The 20,287-nt window shown below is 65.8% G+C and carries 20 protein-coding genes and 1 pseudogene; 11 read left to right on the top strand and 10 right to left on the bottom strand.

From position 1 onward, the window contains the following. Positions 1–20 precede the first annotated feature (20 nt). Positions 21–938: a hypothetical protein gene (locus FFS49_RS33465; protein ID WP_105817629.1), complete on the top strand. Its 918-nt coding sequence runs from the start codon at positions 21–23 to the stop codon at positions 936–938. An 84-nt stretch (positions 939–1,022) separates the two neighbouring features. On the opposite strand, the gene FFS49_RS33460 is transcribed toward FFS49_RS33465, so the two are convergent. Then, complete coding sequence (locus FFS49_RS33460) at positions 1,023–2,009, bottom strand: LysR family transcriptional regulator (RefSeq protein WP_105817628.1); 987 nt, start codon at positions 2,007–2,009, stop codon at positions 1,023–1,025. A gap of 102 nt (positions 2,010–2,111) precedes the next feature. Here FFS49_RS33460 and FFS49_RS33455 point away from each other — a divergent pair, with 102 nt between their 5' ends. The 3 genes and pseudogenes from FFS49_RS33455 (at position 2,112) to FFS49_RS33445 (ending at position 3,570) form a co-directional block, all read left to right on the top strand. Continuing rightward, positions 2,112–2,486: a nuclear transport factor 2 family protein gene (locus tag FFS49_RS33455; RefSeq protein ID WP_039344299.1), complete on the top strand. Its 375-nt coding sequence runs from the start codon at positions 2,112–2,114 to the stop codon at positions 2,484–2,486. Between the two features lie 209 nt (positions 2,487–2,695). Continuing rightward, positions 2,696–3,134, top strand: a pseudogene (locus FFS49_RS33450) (IclR family transcriptional regulator C-terminal domain-containing protein); the annotation flags it as partial. 64 nt (positions 3,135–3,198) lie between these two features. Next, on the top strand, positions 3,199–3,570 hold the full coding sequence (locus FFS49_RS33445; RefSeq protein WP_105817655.1) for a hypothetical protein: 372 nt from the start codon (positions 3,199–3,201) through the stop codon (positions 3,568–3,570). Between the two features lie 32 nt (positions 3,571–3,602). Here the strand turns inward: FFS49_RS33445 and FFS49_RS33440 are convergent, their stop codons facing one another. After that, complete coding sequence (locus FFS49_RS33440) at positions 3,603–5,177, bottom strand: EAL domain-containing protein (protein ID WP_105817627.1); 1,575 nt, start codon at positions 5,175–5,177, stop codon at positions 3,603–3,605. A 461-nt stretch (positions 5,178–5,638) separates the two neighbouring features. Here FFS49_RS33440 and FFS49_RS33435 point away from each other — a divergent pair, with 461 nt between their 5' ends. Beyond that, on the top strand, positions 5,639–5,935 hold the full coding sequence (locus tag FFS49_RS33435) for a hypothetical protein (RefSeq protein WP_071333417.1): 297 nt from the start codon (positions 5,639–5,641) through the stop codon (positions 5,933–5,935). A gap of 35 nt (positions 5,936–5,970) precedes the next feature. Here the strand turns inward: FFS49_RS33435 and FFS49_RS33430 are convergent, their stop codons facing one another. Beyond that, positions 5,971–6,276 (bottom strand): hypothetical protein, encoded by a 306-nt coding sequence (locus tag FFS49_RS33430; RefSeq protein ID WP_105817626.1) that lies wholly within the window; start codon positions 6,274–6,276, stop codon positions 5,971–5,973. 84 nt (positions 6,277–6,360) lie between these two features. Next, positions 6,361–7,407 carry an AraC family transcriptional regulator gene (locus FFS49_RS33425; RefSeq protein WP_105817625.1) on the bottom strand — a complete coding sequence of 349 codons (1,047 nt, stop codon included), beginning with the start codon at positions 7,405–7,407 and terminating at the stop codon, positions 6,361–6,363. A gap of 94 nt (positions 7,408–7,501) precedes the next feature. Between FFS49_RS33425 and FFS49_RS33420 the strand changes: the two genes are divergently transcribed. Both FFS49_RS33420 and FFS49_RS33415 read left to right on the top strand, forming a co-directional pair. Beyond that, the gene (locus tag FFS49_RS33420) at positions 7,502–8,521 is read left to right on the top strand and encodes a sterol desaturase family protein (protein WP_105817654.1); all 1,020 of its coding nucleotides are present in this window, start codon (positions 7,502–7,504) and stop codon (positions 8,519–8,521) included. A gap of 36 nt (positions 8,522–8,557) precedes the next feature. Further along, the gene (locus FFS49_RS33415; RefSeq protein WP_105817624.1) at positions 8,558–9,238 is read left to right on the top strand and encodes an alanyl-tRNA editing protein; all 681 of its coding nucleotides are present in this window, start codon (positions 8,558–8,560) and stop codon (positions 9,236–9,238) included. A gap of 18 nt (positions 9,239–9,256) precedes the next feature. Here the strand turns inward: FFS49_RS33415 and FFS49_RS33410 are convergent, their stop codons facing one another. The 3 genes from FFS49_RS33410 to FFS49_RS33400 all read right to left on the bottom strand — a co-directional run bounded on the left by FFS49_RS33410 (position 9,257) and on the right by FFS49_RS33400 (position 13,175). After that, positions 9,257–10,876: a histidine-type phosphatase gene (locus tag FFS49_RS33410; RefSeq protein ID WP_105817653.1), complete on the bottom strand. Its 1,620-nt coding sequence runs from the start codon at positions 10,874–10,876 to the stop codon at positions 9,257–9,259. Between the two features lie 179 nt (positions 10,877–11,055). Then, positions 11,056–11,490, bottom strand: a complete 435-nt coding sequence (locus FFS49_RS33405) for a phosphatase (RefSeq protein ID WP_039344286.1) — start codon at positions 11,488–11,490, stop codon at positions 11,056–11,058. Between the two features lie 326 nt (positions 11,491–11,816). Then, positions 11,817–13,175 carry an NAD(P)/FAD-dependent oxidoreductase gene (locus tag FFS49_RS33400; protein ID WP_105817622.1) on the bottom strand — a complete coding sequence of 453 codons (1,359 nt, stop codon included), beginning with the start codon at positions 13,173–13,175 and terminating at the stop codon, positions 11,817–11,819. A 100-nt stretch (positions 13,176–13,275) separates the two neighbouring features. Between FFS49_RS33400 and FFS49_RS33395 the strand changes: the two genes are divergently transcribed. Then, positions 13,276–14,229, top strand: coding sequence for a LysR family transcriptional regulator (locus tag FFS49_RS33395; protein WP_046548935.1), 954 nt, complete (start codon positions 13,276–13,278; stop codon positions 14,227–14,229). 21 nt (positions 14,230–14,250) lie between these two features. Here FFS49_RS33395 and FFS49_RS33390 read toward each other — a convergent pair whose 3' ends face one another. Then, positions 14,251–14,454, bottom strand: a complete 204-nt coding sequence (locus FFS49_RS33390) for a hypothetical protein (protein WP_171026872.1) — start codon at positions 14,452–14,454, stop codon at positions 14,251–14,253. Between the two features lie 194 nt (positions 14,455–14,648). Here FFS49_RS33390 and FFS49_RS33385 point away from each other — a divergent pair, with 194 nt between their 5' ends. Both FFS49_RS33385 and FFS49_RS33380 read left to right on the top strand, forming a co-directional pair. After that, on the top strand, positions 14,649–15,566 hold the full coding sequence (locus FFS49_RS33385) for an AraC family transcriptional regulator (protein ID WP_105817620.1): 918 nt from the start codon (positions 14,649–14,651) through the stop codon (positions 15,564–15,566). Between the two features lie 263 nt (positions 15,567–15,829). Further along, positions 15,830–16,717 (top strand): NAD(P)H-binding protein, encoded by an 888-nt coding sequence (locus FFS49_RS33380; protein ID WP_105817619.1) that lies wholly within the window; start codon positions 15,830–15,832, stop codon positions 16,715–16,717. A 25-nt stretch (positions 16,718–16,742) separates the two neighbouring features. Here FFS49_RS33380 and FFS49_RS33375 read toward each other — a convergent pair whose 3' ends face one another. Continuing rightward, the gene (locus FFS49_RS33375) at positions 16,743–17,945 is read right to left on the bottom strand and encodes a benzoate/H(+) symporter BenE family transporter (protein ID WP_105817618.1); all 1,203 of its coding nucleotides are present in this window, start codon (positions 17,943–17,945) and stop codon (positions 16,743–16,745) included. 184 nt (positions 17,946–18,129) lie between these two features. Next, positions 18,130–19,155 carry a fatty acid desaturase gene (locus FFS49_RS33370; protein WP_105817617.1) on the bottom strand — a complete coding sequence of 342 codons (1,026 nt, stop codon included), beginning with the start codon at positions 19,153–19,155 and terminating at the stop codon, positions 18,130–18,132. A 299-nt stretch (positions 19,156–19,454) separates the two neighbouring features. Here FFS49_RS33370 and FFS49_RS33360 point away from each other — a divergent pair, with 299 nt between their 5' ends. Further along, the gene (locus tag FFS49_RS33360; protein WP_105817616.1) at positions 19,455–20,279 is read left to right on the top strand and encodes a PhnD/SsuA/transferrin family substrate-binding protein; all 825 of its coding nucleotides are present in this window, start codon (positions 19,455–19,457) and stop codon (positions 20,277–20,279) included. Positions 20,280–20,287: the final 8 nt, after the last annotated feature.

Below are 20,287 nucleotides of genomic sequence, written 5' to 3'. Positions count from 1 at the left end.
TCATCGACCCCGGAATCCACATGAACTCGACAACCCGGCCTATCTCATTACCCGGCGCCGCCGCACTCATCGCAGCGCTCATCATCACGGTGCTGTTTCTGCCCAGCCTCTACGTGCAGTTGACGAGGTTCTCGTTAGACACGCAGATGCTGGCGTTGCAACTGGCCAGTTTCATCCAGAACCTGGTGTTTCGAACGGGCCTGGTTTATCTGATTGTGCGATGGCACGGGGAGCATCGCGATCAGCTTGCGTTCCGTCGCCCCGCGAGGCTGCTCGCGAGCTATGCGTCATGCCTGCTGGTCTGGCAGATCGCACAGATATTCATCATCCAGGTGCTGCTGCTGAGTCTGGCCAGAAATGGCACCCGTCTGACGGTCATCGTGAACCTCATCGCGCCGGCGAGCGCCGCCCTTTATGCGCTCGTAGCCTGGTTTGCGTGGCGGCTCGTCACGCGAGTGTTTCGCAACGATGTGTTACCCGAGGCGCCGCGAGGTCGCGCAGCGCGGTCCATTGCCGGCCTCGCGGCGTGGCTGTTCGCCAGCGTATGTCTGCTCTTGATGACGACGACGGTGCCGATGTTGCTCGACTATTTCGACGACGACCTCACGCGCATGATGTTCGGCTACGTTGGTGCGGTTGCCATTCCCGCGGCATTGGTCTTTGCGGGAGCGCGACTCGGCCTGCCTCGTGATCTCGTGCGGCTGCACGGCTGGCGTCTGCTGGGCGCGTCGCTCGCGGCGATGGCATCCACCTCGGTGGTGTTCTATCTGGCGGTGCAGTTGCTTGGCGGCATGCTGGGGACGGGCGTGTTGTCCGGAATGATGGCGATCGTTGTTCTTGGCTGTGTCTTTGTGGCTTGTTGGGTGTGGTTCCGCGTGTTCTACGCGTCCGTGAGCCGCGACACGGTTAAAACCCCGCAGGGCATGCCGTCGCCGTAGCAACAGTGCTTGCGACACGTATTCGAGGCCGCACGACGGGAACGGCTTCAGGCGGGCGCAAGCGCGCGACGGAAAAGCAGCAGGCTACTCGCGACGCAGCGCTTCGAGCACCGCCGCTGACGGCCGCTGGCAAGCGCCACCATCATCACCTTTCGACCGCAGCCCCGGCATCATCCCGACAACGAAGTCGATGAACGCCCGTACCTTGGCCGGCACGTGATTCCGGCTGGGATAGTAGACGTAAAGCGGGAACGTCTCGTCGCACCAGTCCGTCAGCACCGGCTCCAGCGTGCCAACCTGCAGGTGGTTGTCGATTCCGAGGTCGATCACCTGAGCGATCCCGTAGCCTGCAAGGCAGGCGCCGATTTTGGTTCCCGCATCCGTGACCATCAGCTTCCCGCTGACGGTCACCTTCACTTTCTCGCTTCCACGCCAGAACTCCCAATCGAAGGGCCTGCCGGTCGCCGGATCGATGGCCAGGATGCATTCGTGGCCATCGTCGACCAGATCCTGCGGCGACCTCGGCCGACCGCGTTGCTCCAGGTACGACGGCGCGGCCACGGTCAGCACCCGCGGACTGTACAGCCTGCGACAGACCAAAGTCGAAACGGTTGGCGGTCCGAACCGGATGGCGAGATCGAATCCGTCGCTGATCAGGTCCGGGAGGTCGTTCCGGGTCTCAAGCTTCACATGAAGCGCAGGGTGATCCTTCATGAACTGGGCGAGTTCCGGCGCCAGCACCAGGCGGGCGAATGCGGCATCGCACGCCACACGAAGCGTTCCGTTGACGGTCGCGGTCTGGTGAGAGGCGCCGGCGGTTGCCTTTTCAATCCCCTGGAGCAACGGCAGCACCTTTGACAGCAGCTCATGGCCGGCGTCCGTCACTTCGACGTGCCGGCTGGTGCGATGCACGAGCTTCGCGCGCAGGCGGTCTTCCAGTCGCTGGATCGCACGACTGACCGCCGGCTGAGTCTTGCCCAGACGGGATGCGGCACGGCCGAAGCTCCCGGATTCGGCGATGGCTGCGAGAACCAGCAAGCCGCTGACGAGCCCTCCATCGAGGTCTTCCATGATCCATGTGTTCCTGTAATGGCAGCGATAACCGGGGCGCCGTAGCCGAGGGCGGGGCGATCGCTCACTATACGAGCCGTTCACTACCGAGGGAAGCCAGCCATGACCCAGACCCAAGCCGTCGTTGCTTTGATCGACGATTATTTCAATTTGGCTTATGAGCCGAAGAGCCGTGATTTCGACACGGTCTTTCACCCGAGCTGCATGATTCAGTGGATGGATGAAGGTCGGTTGCGCACGCTGTCGTCGCAGGAGTATGCGGCACTCATCCACGGGAGGCAGAGTCCTCGATCGACCGGCGCGCCGAGAGACGAAGCGATCCTGTCGACGGAGAATATATCGGACAACCTTTCAACAGCTACCGTGCGGGTGCGAATCGGCAACAAGCTATTCAACGATCACTTCGTCATGCATAAGGTAGAGGGCAACTGGCTGATCGCGACCAAGGCGTCCGCCGTAGTGCATACGTTCGACTGAAGCGCCACGCGGCGGATGCACGCCAACGTCCGGATTCGCGAGCGTGCCACGAAGTGCACGAAAGCACCGGCGACCAAAACCCCAGGGAACGCGTCGATTTTCCGGGGGCTTTTACGTCGTCGAACATTGAGTGACTGGAGGCGGGGGCCGGGGACCGGACTCGAACCGGCACCACTCAAACATGCCCCTCACGCTCGATCGCCCGTCCCGATTACGGGCTGCGCATGCAGTTGCGTATTGGCCGGCGCAATCCGCTGTACAGTACGGCGATCGGCAAGGTGCTGCTCGCGTGGATGATGCCCGGCGAAGCGCGCACAGTGCTGGCCGGCGTCAAGTTCCGGAAGTCGACCGCGAAGACGCTCGCGTCGGCGGAAGCAGTGACGAGCATCCTGCCGCACGTGCGGCAGCAGGGCTATGGCGAGGACAACGAGGAGCAGGAAGATGGCCTGCTGTGTCTCGCGGTGCCCGTGTTCGACCGTTTCGATCGCGTGATCGCGGGATTGTCGCTGTCGTTCCCGACGATGCGGTGCGGATACGAAGGCGCATTACGTCGCGCTGTTGAAGGAGGCAGGGCAGGCGATTTCCGGGCGGCTTGGCCATCGCCAGGAGGCGGCTGGCGTCGAGCAGGCGACGGCGGCACAGAATTGAACACGTGCCGGTAGAGAGCCGGCAAAACGACACGACAATACGACCTCAATAACGGATCATGCAGATGAAAATGACGAAGCGCATCGCGATCGCGATGCTTGCGATCGGCGCGTGCGTGGGCACGAACGGTGCGTACGCAAAAAACGCGGTGGACTGCACGAAGCTCAACACCGCAACGAGCGGCCCGGAGGACAACTTCCGGCCGCCGGCTTCGGGCACGGTCATCGGCGCGGGGCGCGCGTACTTCTACTCGGCGCCCGATGCGCAATGCATGACGAAGCGGACCTTCATCATTCCCGGCGATTCGGTGACCGTCTACAAGTCTCACGGGCGCTGGTACAACATCATGTACATCAACGGCAAGACCGGCGAAGACTTCGAAGGCTGGGTCGAGCAGGGCCGCGTGCGCCTGGACGGTCAATACGGCGCGCAGTAATCGTCGGCATGCAGGGGGCGGCGGCAACGCCGCTACACCGACACCCACGCACGATCCTGCTTCAAATGCTCCACCCGCTGCGGCCGCTGATACAGATAGCCCTGCGCATACTGAATCCCGACCGCATGCAGCGCGCGATGCTGTACTTCGGTCTCCACACCTTCCGCGATGATCTTCAGGTCGTAGTGGTGCGCAACGGACGCGATCCCCTCGATCAACCCGGCACTCCCGCCGTTCAGTTGCGAGACGAACTGGCGATCGATCTTCACGTAGTCGAACGGAAAGCGCGACAGCATGTCGAGATTGCTGTGATGCGTGCCGAAATCGTCGATCGCGAACTTTGCGCCTTTCGCTCGCAGTGCATGGAACATCGCGGTGGTCCGCGCATTCTTCTCGAGCAGGATGCGCTCGGTCACTTCGAGCACCAGCGTAAAGCCGGGTGGCAGCGCGCGGATCGCCTCGTCGACGACGGATACGAATCGCGTACGCTCGAGATCCTTCGGCGCGATGTTGATTGCGATGCGCAGCGGCACGCATGGCGTCAGCGCGGACAGTTCCGACACGGCTGTCCGCAGCACGAATTCGGTCACTTTCGGCAGCACCGCGCTCGACTCGACCTGCGGGATGAATACGGCCGGGCTGATGGCCCCCCACTTGGGATGCTGCCAGCGCAGCAGCGCCTCGACGCCGACGGTCCTGCGCGTTTCGACATCGACGATCGGCTGGTACACGACATGGAGTTCGTCGCGCCTGAGTGCATTGCGCACCGCCTTCAGCAACAGCCGGCGCGGCGCCATCGCGAGCAGGTAGGCCGCCATCACGAGGCCGTCAGCCAGCAGCACGATCGTGATGCCGATCATCCGATAGTGCTGCCGGACCTGCGACGCATACTGCGCGGATGCGGCAACCTGTACCGTGAACGGCCAGCGGGGCGACACGATCGTGCTCCCGCCCGCGGGTTCCGTGGCCGACTCCGGCGTGAACTTCCCGTGTTGATCGAGATGGCCCGAACCGGCGATCGACAGCGTCGCGGTTTCCGTCCCGTAGCGGGCGCCGTGCGCGAGCGCGTCGGCCACGTAGTCGCCTTCGATCAGGTAGAGCACACCCGCACCGGGTGCGGTCGCGTAAAACACGGGCAGCACCGGGATGCCTTGCTGGAACGGCGTCTGGCGCAGCAGCGTGACGAGCGTCGAGCCCGGTTCCGGCTCATGGGTATACGCGCCGAGCGGCAGGTCGATCGCTCCCAGCGCCGACGAGCACATGACACGGCCCTCGTGTACCAGCGCGACGGCGCGCAGATAGCGCAGGCGCGTGCCGATCTCGGCGAGCGTACGGAATACCGCCGGGCACGGTCGCCCGACGAGCGCGGTCAGTTCGTCCACATGCCGCAGGCGCGCACCGTCCAGGATGCGGTCCACCGAGGCCACGATGTCGTTTGCGATGATGCGTTCATGCTCGGTGACGGTATCGCGCGCATAGCGGTCGGCAAGCGCGATCGCGAATGCCGGCACGAGCACGCAAACGATTACGGCGGCGAAAAAGGCGACCCGCGGCCATGCGCCGCTGCGCTGGAAAACGGCCTTCGAACCTGGCGTGAACGCTGACATTCCCGCGGTCGCCTTTGGTGTCGTGTGTATGGAGAGGCGAGTCGAACCGGTCGATACACCCACGGCGCGCATGCGTCATGCCGGGTTCGGGTCATGCGCCGTGCGTGCCGGTATCACAATGCGATCGATGCTACCCGTCGCAATCGGCCAATCAATCCGGGACTTGCCTCTGTGAACATGTGCATATGGCGCATGTATATAGACGTAGCCCCCGAAAAAACCCCGGCCGCATGGTCTTGCGGCCGGGACGAAAAAACACCGTCTCTTTGGCACGAGGATGGTGCGCGGCAAGTATAAGATGTGACGAGAGATTGTGAAATATTGTTATTCAAAAATTGGTGTTGTTTTGTCATTGTGTCTCGAAATGAAACATTCTTTCGGGATGCTGTCTTTGTCGACTTGCCGGCGGCGTTCGCGCGGTTGCTGCGCGGTGCGGTCGCGTCTCTCGCTGATGGTCCGGAATGAAAGAAAATGCCGTGCCCACGGTCATCGTGACCGATGGTGCCGCCGCAGCCGACGGCGGCTCGCTGTGGATCCGGATTGCCGTGAACGGGCAACCCCGCGACTACTCACTCGACCGCGCGCTCGCGTCGCGTGGCACGCCGCGCTACGACACCATCAGCGGCGCACATGGGCCGCTGTCGAAAGGTGAACGAAAGGAATTGCTCGCGCTGCTGTGCAGCATTGCCGACGCTGCGATGTGGGTGGGCATGGTCGGCACGTTCATCCAGGTGCTGCTGGCGTCGGAAGACACGTGAACGATGCGGGGCCGGCGCGTCGCGCGGGCCGCGATTCAGAAATCGTTGCGCATCTTGCGAAGCAGGTCACCGCCCGACTGATGCGTATCCACCGCGGTGAGCACATCGGTCAGGAACCACGGCAGGTTCAGTTGCGTATTGGAATCGCTGACGCATACGCGGATCGGCGGGGCCTTCGACGGCGAGCGGGCGTCGGGCGCGGCGTCGCGGGACGGCACGCAGTTTTTTGCTTGCGCTTGAACGGGCGCGGGCCCGGCGCTGCCGGACGGCGCACCGGCGGCGGCCGGCAAGCCGAAGGCGGCCAGCAGGGTCAGGACAGCGATAGCAGCAGCGCGTTTCATGGGATTCTCCGGCGATGCTCGTTCGACCGCGCGGGCGGACGCGAGTTCGTCGGCGACACGCCTGCGCGCCTCTCTCATCGGCACTCAACCGCGCGCGACGTTCGCGGCCCGCGCCGGTTGCCGGCTGCGCCACTGCTGCGGCGATTCGCCGGTCCAGCGCCGGAAGGCGCGCGTAAAGGCGCTGTGTTCCGAATAGCCGAGCAACCACGCGACTTCCGCGAGCGTCAGGCGCGGATCGTTCAGGTGGTCGATCGCGAGCCGCCGCCGCGTGTCCTCGCGCAGTATCCGGAAGTTGAGCCCGAGTTCGGCGAGGCGCCGATGCAGCGTGCGCGACGACACATGCAGGTCGGCGGCGATCTGTTCGAGGCTCGCTTCGCCTTGCGTCAGCAGGCGCGCGACGGCTTCGCGCACCGACTGTTCGAGATCGTCCGTCTGCCGCAGCTCGGCAAGCAGCGCGCTCGCCTGGCGTTCCATCATCTGCAGCAGCGCGTCATCCGGCTGGCGCAGCGGCTGCATGAGCAGGTGCAGTGGAAACGCGAGGCGGTTCACCGGCTGGCCGAATCGCACCGGGCAGCCGAAATAGTCGATGTACGGTTGCTCGTCGCCGGGCGACGGATGCACGAAGCAGACCTCGTCGGGCCCGTGATGCGTACCGGTGATGTTGCGCGCGAACTGGACGATGGCCGTCAGCGCGACTTCGTCGACGAGCGGGCCGAGCGGCTCGGGCGCGTCGTGCCATTCGATCGCGACCGACGTCGCCTCGACCCGCACTTCCATGCGCGCGACGTTCGCGATCAGGTGTTCGTACTGCTGCCAGCGTGCGAGTGCGGCGCCGGCATCGCGGCACGCATGCAACGCGTAGCCGAGCGCACCGAGATGGGCGGGCGTGATTCGCTGGCCGACGTGCAGGCCGAGCAGCGGATCGTCGAGCGCGCGCATCGCGCATTCGAGCAGGCGCCGCCAGTGGGCGCTCGCATACAGCGTGAGCCCGCGATCGTCCTCGGGTGGCCGCGCCTCGCCGAGCACGCGCGCGGCATCCGTGCCCTGCTCGGACAGATAGTCGAACAACAGCCGCACGTAGGTGCTCGAGTAGTAGACGCGCTGCGTCGATAGCGGGGAGGCGGCGGGCATGGCGGAAAGTGTCAAGTAATCGTCGGCAAGTGTCAACGCGGAGCGACCCGTGCGCGACCATACTGCCGGTCAGTTCTTGATCGAGGCCGCGAACATGCCGACCGAGTTGATGACGTGGCTCCATGCGTTCCTGGGTAACGACGTGGACTGGAAGCAGGTGCTGCTGATCGGCATGACGCCGGTCTTCCTGATCGCGTTCGCGATCGAATACGCGGTGATGACCGGGCGCGGCCGCCGCGAGCCGTTTCGCTGGAAGGAGATCGTCGCGAACCTGTCGCTCGGCGCCGGCTATCAGATGGCCGAGACCGTGATGGGGCTCCTCTTCACGGGAGCGATCTTCGCGTGGGTCTACCGGCACCGGGTGTTCGACGTGCCGGTGAACGGCTTCACGATCGTGCCGATCTTCGTCGTCGTGGAGTTCTGCTACTACTGGTTTCATCGCATGTCGCATCGCGTGCGCTGGTTCTGGGCCGCGCACGTGCCGCATCACAGCGGCGAAGTGATGAACTTCACGACCGCGATGCGGCAGTCGCTGCTGAATGCGTTCGTGGGCGTGTTCATGTTCTACCTGCCGCCGGTGTGGCTCGGCATCCCGCCAGCCGTCGTGCTGTTCCTGCTCGCGGTCGATCTCGCGTACCAGTACTTCGTGCATACCGAAGCGATCGGGCGGCTGCCGCGCTGGTTCGAGTACGTGTTCGATACGCCGTCGAACCATCGTGCGCATCACGGTCGCAACCCGCGTTACATCGACAGGAACTACGGCGGCGTGCTGATCATCTTCGATCGCCTGTTCGGCACGTATGTCGAGGAAACGGAGCCGGTCGACTACGGGATCACGCAGCAGATTCGTTCGTACAACTTCCTGGTGCTGAACCTGCACGAATTCGTCGACATGTGGCGCGACGTATTCGCACCCGGCCCCGTCCTGCAGCGGCTGAAACACCTGTGGATGCCGCCCGAATGGGAGCGGCCGGGGCATCGGCCGATTCATACGTGGAGTGTCGAGCGCAAGGGTGAGGACGCGATTCCGACCGCGTCGCTTGCCGTGCCTGACGAGGGTGCGTCGCCGCCAGGGCGCAAGATCGTACAAGCCACGCGTACTCGCTCGAGCTAACCTGCGTGCTTTCCTCGGCGAAAGGCATGGCGGGTAATGACGAAGAAAGTGTTCTGGGACGATCCTTGCCTGACCACGCTGGATACCGTCGTCAGCCACGTCGATGGCGACCGCGTGCGCGTGGACGCCACCATCTTCTTTGCGTTTTCGGGCGGCCAGGAAAGCGATGCGGGGTCGCTCGGCGGCTATCCGGTCATCCAGGCGGAAAAGCAGGGTCTCGACATCGTCTATACGCTGCCGCATGATCATGCGCTGAGCGTCGGCGATCGCGTGACCTGGCGCATCGACTGGGCACGGCGGTACCGGCTGATGCGTCTGCACTTCGCGGCCGAAATGGTGCTGCAGCTGGTCTACCGGCTCAGGCCCGGCATCGAGCGCATCGGCGCGCATATCGGGCAGGACAAGGCGCGCATCGACTTCGCGAGCGACACGAGCGTGGCGCCGCTGTTGCCCGGGATCGAATCGGCAGCGGCCGCCCTGTCGAAGCGCGACCTGCGCATCGTGACCGATTTCAGCGATGTCGACGCGCAACGCCGGTTCTGGACGGTCGACGGCTTCGCGACGATGGCGTGCGGCGGCACGCATCCGGCGTCGACCGGCGAGGTCGGCATGCTGACGCTCAAGCGCAGGAATACCGGGAAGGGCAAGGAGCGGATCGAGGTGATGCTGGTCGAGCCGGAGGTGGCCGGCGGGCAGCGGGGCGAGCGGGTTGCGTAACCCGTTGCCCGCGTCACCTCACTGATACCCGTAGCACTGCTTCAACCCCGCATAGTCGTAGAAGTGGCTGCCCGGCGCGATCTTCGCGCCGTCGCACGCGGCCTGGAAATCCGTTTCGCGCTCGTTGTACAGCATCTTCACGATGAGCCGCGAGCCATTGCGATAGACATCCCACTGCACGTTCGCGGCCATCGGCGACACCTGATCGCCGCGCCACGGATTGTTCGCGTACGTGTACGTCTGCGCCTGCGGCGTCGGCACGAACACGTTCTTCAGGTTCATGATAGACGCGAACGGAATCACGATCTCCGCATGCGTGAAGCGCAGCTTCGCGGCGCGGGTCAGGTCGCCGCGCGCGATCGCATCGACTTCGCCGAAGAAATCGTCCTGCAGCACCTTCGCCATCCGGTACGTGACGGGGTTCGCCTCCTGGATGCCGGGCCCCTTCTGGTAGTAGTCCTCGGCATCCTGCAGATACGCGAGGTACTGCGCCTGATCCGCGCCGATGTATTTCTCCATCGTGACGCCGCCGGTCTCCGCCGTCATCGCGGGCGCGACCTGCAGCAGGTTGTACAGCACGTTCACCGCATCGACGCCCGTCGCGATCTTCGTCTTGCCGTCGCCCTTCAGCGTGTTGGTGAACTTGCCGTCCGCCGACGTGAATGCATAGGTGCCCGTGTTCGCGAACGTGTAGCCGTCGGTGCCGAGCTTCGCGAGGAAGGCCTGCGAAACGAGTGCGGACAGTACCGTTTGCGCGACGTCGGCCGCCTGCGGCGCAGCCTTGATCGCGTTGAGTTTCGCAGTCACCGTCGCGTCGTTCGAATAGGCCTGGTATGCCTGGCTCGCCTGGTAGGTCGCGTAGTACGGATTGCCCGTATCGGCCACGAGATCGGTGGCAGGCTTCAGCGAGTGGAAATACAGCAGGAAGCGGTTGGTGCCGGCCGGCTGCGCAACCGGCGCGTTCGCGGGATAGCCGGACGGCGCGGCGGGCAGCGTGATCGCCGTGGCCAGCGCAGGCTGCGCGGCCACGAGCGACGCGGAGAAATACGTCGAGCTGTCGACCGCGCGGTCCTGGCCCGAGTTGACGACGACGACCTGCCGGTTGCCGGCCGCGAACAGTGCGGGCAGCCGCTGCGCGAGCCGCGCGGCGAGTTGCTGGTGTTCGCGGATGCCGGTTTGCGTGAGGTTGCCGTACCCCGGTGTCGAGATGCCCGCGACGCCATACCCGAGCAGCGCGTTGGCCTTCATCATCGCGTACGTGTCGGCCTTGAGCTGGGCACCGAGCGCGGTCAGCGCGCCGTCGGCCTCGGCCTTGACCAGCATCGCGTAGATCGCGCCGTCGTACTTGAAGCCCGACAATCCACGCGAGCCGTGCCGCGCGACGAGTTCCGCATAGACGGGCGCGTAGCCGGCGGGTGGCGCTTCGTACGTCGCGGCGTCCTGCTGCGGGCGGTACGGCGTCTTCGTCTGGTAGTAAGTCGCGGGTGTCGGCTTGGGCTGCGGCTGCGGTTGCGGTGCGGGCGTCGAACCGCCGTTGTCGGCAGCGGCCGCGGGCGGTGTCGAGTCGTCCCCGCCGCAGGCAGCGAGCAGCAGGCAGGTAATCGCGAGGGCGGTGGCGGTACGGATCGGGCGTGTCATCGTGGCGGGCAACGGGCGGGACGATGCAGGTTCGCGTCGTCCCGTCTCCGGGAGTGATCGGTCAAGCCCGGAAGTGTTGCAAGCGACTTTGACAGCAGAATGTCAGGATTCGGTCGGGCAATCGTCGGATTGCCGCCGAGTCGCGCATGGCCGGCCACCGCCGGCCCGTGTGCCGGCGTTCAGTGCAGGCCGGCCGATGCGATCGAGCGCACGGTGTCGGTGATGTTCACGCAGCGCGACAGGCCGAAATGCTCGGCTTCACGGCGCTCCGGTTCGCTGCTCGCAATGGCCACCGCGCGTTCGGGCGGCACGCCGAGTGCCTGCAGCGCGACGTCGAACGGATGCTGGTTCGATCGGGAGTCCTGCTGATTGGCGTCCGTGACGACGACCGAGAAGCGGTCGAGGTTCGCGCGGCCGAACTGGCCTTCGAACATGTCGCTGAGCCGTGCGGCCGGCAGCGTCGTGACGAGACCGAGTCGATATCCTTCTTCCGATGCCCGGTCGAGCCACTGGATGATCGCGTCGCGTTGATGGCGCGATTCATGCGAATCCGGTGTTGCTTCGATTTGCGCGAATGCTGCGTCGAGACGGGTGACGATGGCTTCGATAACCACGGTGATTCCTCTTCAGAAACGTGATGATCCGTTCGCCGACGGGAATGCCACACACCTTAGCGTCGATCCGGAAATCGCGACCAATTAATATTTATATCCGACCCATACGATTTCGCTAATGAATGGGGCGGCGAGCCAATGTGGGCGCGGGATGCGTATCGCACCGCCGGTTCCGCGCGAATCGCATCGTATCGACGGCCTTCGATGTGATGCACCAGATTCGCGCACGCCATGAATGCGCCGCGCATGTGCATATGAAAAAACGGCATATCGAGCGGTGCACGCCCGATATGCCGTCTTCCGATGCCGCGTGTGAATCGACGTGATCAGTGCAGCTTGATCGACGGCTGGTTGCGGCTTTGCAGCCAGTGGCTCAACGACTGGAACAGCGCGCGCTTCACGCCGACCACGCTGAACAGGTGCTTGCGATACAGGAACTTGTACAGTCCGATCGCGGCCAGCCCGTCGACGATCAGCGAGCGCGAACGCACGCTGATGTCGGCCTGGTACACGGCGCCCGCATGCCCGAGCGACACGACGGTGCCCGCATCGCGGAACGTGAAGCCGTCCACCGGCTTGCCGGCGATGCGCCGCGCGAACGCGTTGACCAGGTACACGGCCTGCTGATGAGCGACCTGCGCACGCGGCGGCAGGAAGCTGTTCGCGCTGCCCGTCGGGCAGGCGGCACAGTCGCCGAACGCATACACGTGCGGGTCGTCCGGCGTCTGCAGCGTATCGGTCACGATCACCTGGTTCGAGCGGTTGAGCGCGATGTCGCCGATCTGTCGCAGGAACGCGGGGCCGGCCACACCGGCCGCCCAGATCGTGATGTCGCTCGCGAGCCGCTCGCCGGTCGAGGTCGTCACGGCATCCGCGCCGACTTCGGCCACGCGGGTATCGGTCAGCACGTCGACGTTCAGCGCGCGAAGCTGCGCGTGCATCTTGCCGGACAGCCGCTCGTCGAGCGCCGGCAGGATGCGCGGGCCGCCTTCGATCAACCGGATGTGCACGTCGCGTGCGGACACCAGCGCCTTGAAGCGGTACGTCGTCAGTTGCTGGATCGCATCCCGCAATGCCGCTGCCAGCTCGACGCCCGTCGCGCCCGCACCGATCACGTTGATGCAGATCGGCGCTGCGCGCCGCGCGGGCTGCTGTTCGGCCTGGTGATTCGCCTTCGTGCAGGCCGCGAGGAACTTCCGGCGGAAATCCTCGGCCTGGTCGAGGTTTTCGAGCGGCAGCGCGTGGCGTTCCGCACCCGGCACATTGAAGAAGTTCGTCACGCTGCCGACGGCGAGCACGAGATCGTCGTAGCCGAGCTCGCGCTGCGGCAGGATTTCCGTGCCGTGCGCGTCCTGCACGGCCGCGATCGTTGCCGTGCGTGCTGTGCGGTCGACCTGTTGCAGCGCGCCCTGCACGAAGCGGAAACCGTGGCGCTTCGCTTGCGCCGCGTATTCGATCGTGTGCGAGGCCGGGTCGCGATGGCCCGAGGCGGCTTCGTGCAGCAGCGGCTTCCAGAAGTGCGTCGGATAGCGGTCGACGAGCACGACTTCGGCTTGCCCGCGGCGTCCGACCGTATCGCCGAGACGCGTGGCGAGGTGCAGGCCGCCGGCGCCGCCGCCGACGATCACGATGCGCGGCAGGCGCGGAGCGCGGTCCGTTGCAAGGTTGGGCGTGGTGTTGTCCATGTTGGGCTCCCGCTGAATGACGATTCGGATGACATTGCTCAAGAACCGACGATATAGTTTTGAACCTACACGAACAATTTAATGTTTATAAGCGACTCATATGTATTCACTTATAGGAAAGACCGCGACGTTCCGGCAGCTGAAGGCGCTGGACATGATTGCGCGGCTCGGCAGCGTGTCGCGAGCGGCCGAGGAACTGAACCTGACGCAGCCGGCCGTATCGCTGCAGGTGCGCCTGCTCGAGGAGGCGGTGGGCGCCGCATTGCTGCAGCGGGTGGGGCGCGGCGTGCAGCTGACCGCGGCCGGCGAGATCGTGTCGCGCTATGCGCGTGAGATCCTGCATCTGTGGAGCGAGGCCGGTGACGAAGTGGCCGCGCTGACGGGCGATCTCGGCGGCACGCTGCGGATCGGCGCGATCACGACGGCCGAGTACCTGATTCCGCCGCTGCTCGTGAAATTCACCGCCACGCGTCCGCATGTGAAGACTTATTTCAAGGTTGGCAATCGCGACGACATCATCCGCATGCTCGCCACCCATGAAATCGATCTCGCGGTGATGGGCAGCGCGCCGAAGGAACTGCGCACGCATGCGGTCGAGTTCGCGAAGCATCCGATGGTGTTCGTCGCGGCGCCCGGCCATCCGCTGATGCAGCGCAAGCGCGTCGCGCTGAAGGATCTCGAATCCGCGCACCTGCTCGTGCGCGAACGCGGCGCGGGCACGCGCTCGACCGTCGAGAGCCTGTTCAAGAACGCGGGTTACCGGTTCCATGTGGGCTCCGAACTGTCGAGCAACGAGGCGATCAAGCAGATGGCCGAAGCGGGGCTCGGCGTGGCGTTCCTGTCGTTGCACGCGTGTGCACTCGAGCTGCGCACCGGGCTGCTCGGGCAACTGCCGTTCCCCGGCAACCCGATCGAGCGCGAATGGTATGTGGTCACGCTCGCCGACCGGCGCATTTCGCAGGTCACGGGGTTGTTCCGCGATTTCCTGATCAAGCAGGGCGCGCCGGTGATCGACGGCGCGACGGTGGCGCCGCATGAGCGGCGGCGCAAGTAGACAGATGCGTCGGCCGGCCGGTCAGACGAGCCCGAAGTCGTCGTTGCTGTCGGGGATCGATGCGAGCAGCCGTTCGAGCCGGTGCCAGCCGACGATGCGCAGGCACCAGGCGGCGACGGTGGCGAAGGCGGTGCGGTCGTTGCGGGGGCCGGATGAAGGGCGATTGGCGGCGGAAGGCGAGCGCACGGCGAACGCTGCGCGTTGCGCAAGGCACTGATGGGGCATGACGGTCTCCGTAGGTGTCGGATGGGGCCATCGTAAGCGGCGCGGCGCCCGCCGGCGCACGCGCAAGGATGGCCATGAGCAGGAACGGATGATCTTTTTCTGCTCGACCCGGGCGCGTTGCCGGCAGGCCCGGCAGACCGCCCGAAAACGCGTCACAATGCGCGTTCGACATCCCGATCCACTGGAGGAAGGCCATGAGCGATGCGATTCTCGCGGCGCCGACGGACAACGGCGTCCCGGCCAGCCTGCGCTCGAGCCGCGGGCTCGGCTGGCAGGGCTTCGGCGCGTCGCTGCTGGAAATCCGCGCAGGCACCTACCGGATTCCTGCGGCCGACCATCACCGGATCGGCGTGCATATCGGGTCGCCTGTTCGCGCGGATTGCGTGTGCGACGGCGAGCGCGTGTCGCGCATCCAGGCGCATGGCGACGTCGACGTGATTCCGGCCGGCTTGCCCGGCCAGTGGACCGACAGCGCCGACTGCCGGATTCTCCATATCGCGCTCAGCGACACGTTCGTGCGGCGGACCGTCGAACAGCTCGAACTGAAGCCGTCGCAGGGGCAGATTCGCCGCCGGCTGCAGGTGCGTGACCCGCGCCTGCAGCACATCGCGTGGGCGATGGCCGCCGAACTCGAAGCGGACGACGCGTCGGATCCGCTCTACGCGGAAAGCCTGTGCACGGCGCTCGTCGCGCGGCTGGTCGACGGCCGGCCGGCGTTCCGCGAACGCCGCCGCACGCTCGCGCCGAAGGCGGCCGCGCGCGTGATCGACTATGTCGAAGCGAACCTCGACCGGCGCATGACGCTCGCCGAACTCGCGGCGCTCGTGTCGATCAGCGTGCCGCATTTCAAGGTGCTGTTCCGCGAAACGCTCGGGATGCCGGTGCACCAGTACGTCGTGCGGCGCCGGGTCGAGCGCGCGAAGGCGCTGCTGCTCGAAGGCCGGCTCAGCATCAGCCAGATCGCGCTCGAAGCCGGGTTTGCCCACCAGAGCCACATGGCGAACTGGATGAATCGCGTGCTGGGTGCGACGCCGACCGAGATTGCGCGGTCGGGGGCGCGGGGCGGGCTGCGGCTCGCGTATGACGGCGAGGGTAGCGGGAGTGACGCGTAGCGGAGCGATGGCACCGCGCGTGATATGAGTCGTCGCGTCAGATCCCGAGGCAATTGTCCGGCAGGTTGTTGGACAATTGCCGCCTGCGCTCCTGGCAAGAGGCAGACCGTACGATTCGAAGCGACTGGCCAGGCAGTGGACGGCTCGCACCGCAGCCGCCAGCCAATCCGTCATCCTTTCCTGCTGTATTCATCCCTCCGTGCGCGCCGTTCCCTTCGCGCAAACCGACAATCACCGCACCTTCATCCCCTCAGGAGCGAATCGTGTTCGTGATCTTCGGTGCATCCGGCAACGTCGGCCAGTCGACCGTGACGGCCTTGCGCAACGCCGGCCATCCCGTGCGCGCGGTATTGCGCGACGCACGCCATCGTGAACGTTTCGCGCAGCTTGGCTGCGAGGTCGTGATCGCCGAGTTGATGGACGCGAACGCGGTCGCCGCTGCAATCGACGGTGCACAGGCGGTGCAGATCCTGTGCCCGGTGCCCGTCGCCGATCCCGATCCGGCCGCGACGATGACACGGACGATCGACGTCGCGACGGCCGCGCTCGCCGCCAACCCGCCGCCGGTGCTGCTCGCGCTGTCGGACTACGGTGCGGAGCGCGACGGCAATACGGGCATCACGCGTCTGTTTCATTACTTCGAGGAGCAACTGAAGACGATCCCGACGCACGTGACGCTGCTGCGTTCGGCCGAGCATCTTCAGAACTGGACGCGCATCCTGCCGGTCGCGCTCGGCACCGGCGTGCTGCCGAGCTTTCACCATCCGGTCGGCAAGGTGTTCCCGACGGTCTGGGCACCCGATGTGGGCGTCGTCGCGGCGCGGCTGCTGCTCGATGCGCCCGAAGGCGGCAACGGGCAGCGCATCGTCAGCGTCGAAGGGCCGCGGCGCGTGAGCGTGACGGCGATTGCCTATACGCTCGCCGCGGCGGCCGGCCGGGCAATCGTCGCGCATGAACTGCCGCGCGATACCTGGGCCGCGACGCTGCTGCGCGCGGGCCTCAGCGAACGTCATGGGCAGTTGATCGTCGATCTCTACGACGTGCACAACGCCGGGCAGATCGACGTCGAGGAGGGCGTGTCGGAGCGGCTTTACGGGACGACGACGCTGACCGATGCGCTCGCGCAACTGGTGCGCCAGCACGCGCGGTAACTGCGGTGGCGACGCGCGTTGCCGATCACGCCCGCCGCCGCACCTTGTTCAGTACCGCATACGAAAGCGACCCGATCGCGATCCCCCAGAACGCGGAGCCGAGCCCGAGCCACGTCATGCCCGACGCGGTCGCGAGGAACGTGATCAGCGATGCTTCGCGGTGGTTCTCGTCGTCGAAGATCCCGTGCACGTTCGCGCCGATCGCACCGATCAGCGCGAGCCCCGCGAGGATCGCGACGAATGCCTTCGGCAGCGCGAAGAACACCGTGACGATCGTGCCCGCGAAGAGCCCGCCGATCAGGTAGATCGCCCCGTTGGCGAGCCCGGCGATGTAGCGCCGGTCCGGATCCTCGTGCGCGTCCTTGCCGGTGCACAGCGCGGCCGTGATCGCCGCGACGACGATCGTGATCCCGCCGAAGCACGCAACCACGAGCGACATCACGCTGGTCGCCGTGATGATCGGCCGCGCGGGCATGTGATAGCCGGACACGCGCAGGATCGTCATGCCCGGCAGGAACTGGCCGGTGAGGCTGACGACGACGAGCGGCAATGCGAGGCTGAGCGTCGTACCGAGCGTCCATTCGGGCGCGATGAAGACCGGATGCGCGATGCTCGGCGACACGTTGCCGAGATGTGTCATCCCGAGCAGCGTCGCGAGCGCGGCGCCCGTCAGCAGCACGAGCACGATGCTGTAGCGAGGCAACAGCCGCTTGAAGATCACGTAGGACGCGATCATCCCGAACGCGAGCGCGGGCTGCTCCGACGCGGCGGCGAATGCATGCGTGCCGAACGGCAGCAGGATGCCGGCCATCATCCCGCACGCGATGCCGCGCGGAATGTGGCGCACGAGCCGGTCGAAATAGCCGGTCACGCCGATCAGCAGGATGATCAGCGCGGCCGTGATATAGGCGCCCACGGCCTGGTTGAGCGTCAGTTGCGGAAACAGGCCGACGAGCAGCGCGGTGCCGGGCGCCGACCACGCGGTGATGACCGGCACCTTCAGCTTCCAGCTCGCGAACAGGCCCGAGACGCCCGCGCCGATCGAGATCGCCCAGACCCACGACGACACCATCGCATTCGACGCATGGGCTGCCTGCGCGGCCTGGAAGAAGATCGCGAGCGGGCCCGCGTAGGAAATCAGCACCGCGAGAAAGCCCGCGGTAATCGCGGAAACGGACCAGTCGTTGCCGATCGCGCGGATTGCGCCGGGCGGGGTGTTCGGTTGCATCGTCGTGGGGGCGTGCGGCGCGCGGCCGGGAGCAGAGCCGGGGCGAATGATTGTTGGAAGCCCCGGACGAGCCGTCATTCTGGGCATTGCCGGCGCAATTGGCAATGCGCGGGTGGGGGTAGAAATGTTGGCATTTCGTAAGAAATGCACGGCGGAGCGGACGAATCGTTGGCCCAGCCGAACGTCACGTACTGATCTGCAACACCTTGTCGACCACCGCCACCTTCACACCGCTCCCGGTCGACAACGACGCCGTGCCTTGATCGAACGGGTGCACGGGCGTATCGGTCGGCGTCCACGCATGGCGCGCGAGCAGTTCGCGATACCCGCCGCGAATCACGAAGCCGCCGCACTTCCGTGCATACGCGTCGCGGCGCATCCGGTACGCGCGCGGCAGGTCGTACCACGGCAGCTTCGGCAGGTCGTGATGGACGAGGTGATAGTTGTTGTTCAGGTACAGCAGCCGCATCGCGAAGCCGGCTTCATTGATCGCAATGCGCGCCTTCGGATGCGGCGCGGCGCGGTGCTCGTACAGCGAGCGGATCATCGCGATCGACAGCGCGGGCCACGTGATCACGAGCAGGTAATACCACCACGGCACGCCGATCGCCCATTGCAGCCACGCGAGCAGCGCAACCACGCAGGCGCTATGCATCGCCCACATCGGCAGATAGCGGAAGTCGCCGCGACGCAATGCGGCGAAAGCGTCGATGCACATCGCAAAGATGCTCAGCGGCGGCCCGGCGACGAATCGTCCGATGAAGGTCTTGCGGGCGACCGTCAGTACGCGGCGCCAGCGCGGCAGCTGCGCCCAGCGCTCGCGCGTGACGTAGTTCGTCTCGGGATCGACGCCCGGCACGGTCAGGTCTTCGTCGCGATGATGGTCGAGATGCGTGTCGCGATACAGCGTGTACGGATACCAGACCGTCAGCGGCGGATAACCGAGCAGCTTGTTCACGAGGGCGGAGCGTGTCGGGTGGCCGTGCAGCAGCTCGTGCTGCAGCGACAGGTGCCATGCGCCGAGCAGGATCAGCGGCGGCGTCGCGGCCGCGAGCGACAGGGTGCCGCCGCGCACGAGCAGCAGCACGGCGAGCCAGCCGCCGTAGATCGCGACGATCAGCAGCCAGGTCGGCCACTCGGTGCGGGCGGTGAAGCGGGTGTCGAGCGCGGCGATCGCACGCGCGTGGTCGACGTCGAAGTATTCGGCCATGGCGTTGAGGCGGATTGAACGGGCAGTGCGGGGAACGAGCGGTTGAACCGGTGCGCTCGGCCCGGGTGCGCAGGTGTCTCGCGGATCACGGTCGGCCTGTCCGTTATCGCGCGCAATGGCGATGCTCGGGCAGGCATCAGACGGTACCGGGATCGCACCGCCCGGCCAACCAATCGATTCGCATTTGCTTATCGCCGTGCGGCCGATAAGCTTTGGGCACGCGGCACCCCGTTCGGCCCCCGTTTTATCGGGATCGAACCGGGTTCCGCGGCGCGAGCGTCGATGCGTAGAATGCCCGCATGAGCTCATGGATCGCCGCCCTGCCGATGTACAACGTGACGCCGCGCCACGACGCGCTGTGGCGCGCACTGCTGCGCGACGCGCTCGATGCGTTCGCGAACGCGTGCGGGCCCGCCGATGTCACGCTTCCCGACGAACCCTTCGCCGACCTGCACGCGCTGTGGCGGCGCGACGATCTGTTGCTGTCGCAGACCTGCGGCTACCCGTACCGGATGCTGGGCCTGCGCGATGTCGTGCGACTGATCGCGACACCCGTGTTCGATGCGCACGGTTGCCACGGCGCGCACTACAGCAGCGTGCTGGCCGTATCGTCACGCGCGCATGCGGGCGGCGCGACGACGCTCGCTGCATGCCGCGGGCTGCGGGCCGCATTCAACGGTGGCGATTCGCACAGCGGGATGAACGCGCTCCGGCACGCGGTCGCGCCGCATGCACGCGGCGGACGATTCTTCGGATCGGTTGCAGCGCTCGGCTCGCACCTGAACGTGCTGCGTGCGCTGGCTTCAGCGGAAGCCGATTGCGCGGCGATCGATTGCGTGACGTTCGCGTACGTGAGCGACGCGTTGCCCGAATTGCTGGAGGACATCCGGATCGTCGGGATGACGGCCTCTGCGCCGGGATTACCGCTCATCGCATCGCGAACACTCGAAGATACACAGGTCGCTGCTTTGCGAGATGCGCTCGATCGCGCGGTGGCGACCGATGTGGAGCGGGCGCGCGTGCTGCGGCTGAAGGGATTCGAACGGCTGTCGCCGGATGCCTATGAGGCGATTGCGCGGTTCGAGCAGGAGGCTGCTGCGCACGGGTATCCGGCGCTCGCGTAGCAAGCAGG

The organism is Burkholderia sp. 4NA327C6 (genome assembly GCF_005502655.1).
GTDB classification, from domain to species: domain Bacteria; phylum Pseudomonadota; class Gammaproteobacteria; order Burkholderiales; family Burkholderiaceae; genus Burkholderia; species Burkholderia contaminans.
Note: the sequence above shows the minus strand (reverse complement) of the source record. Positions and strands in the feature narration are given on the sequence as shown.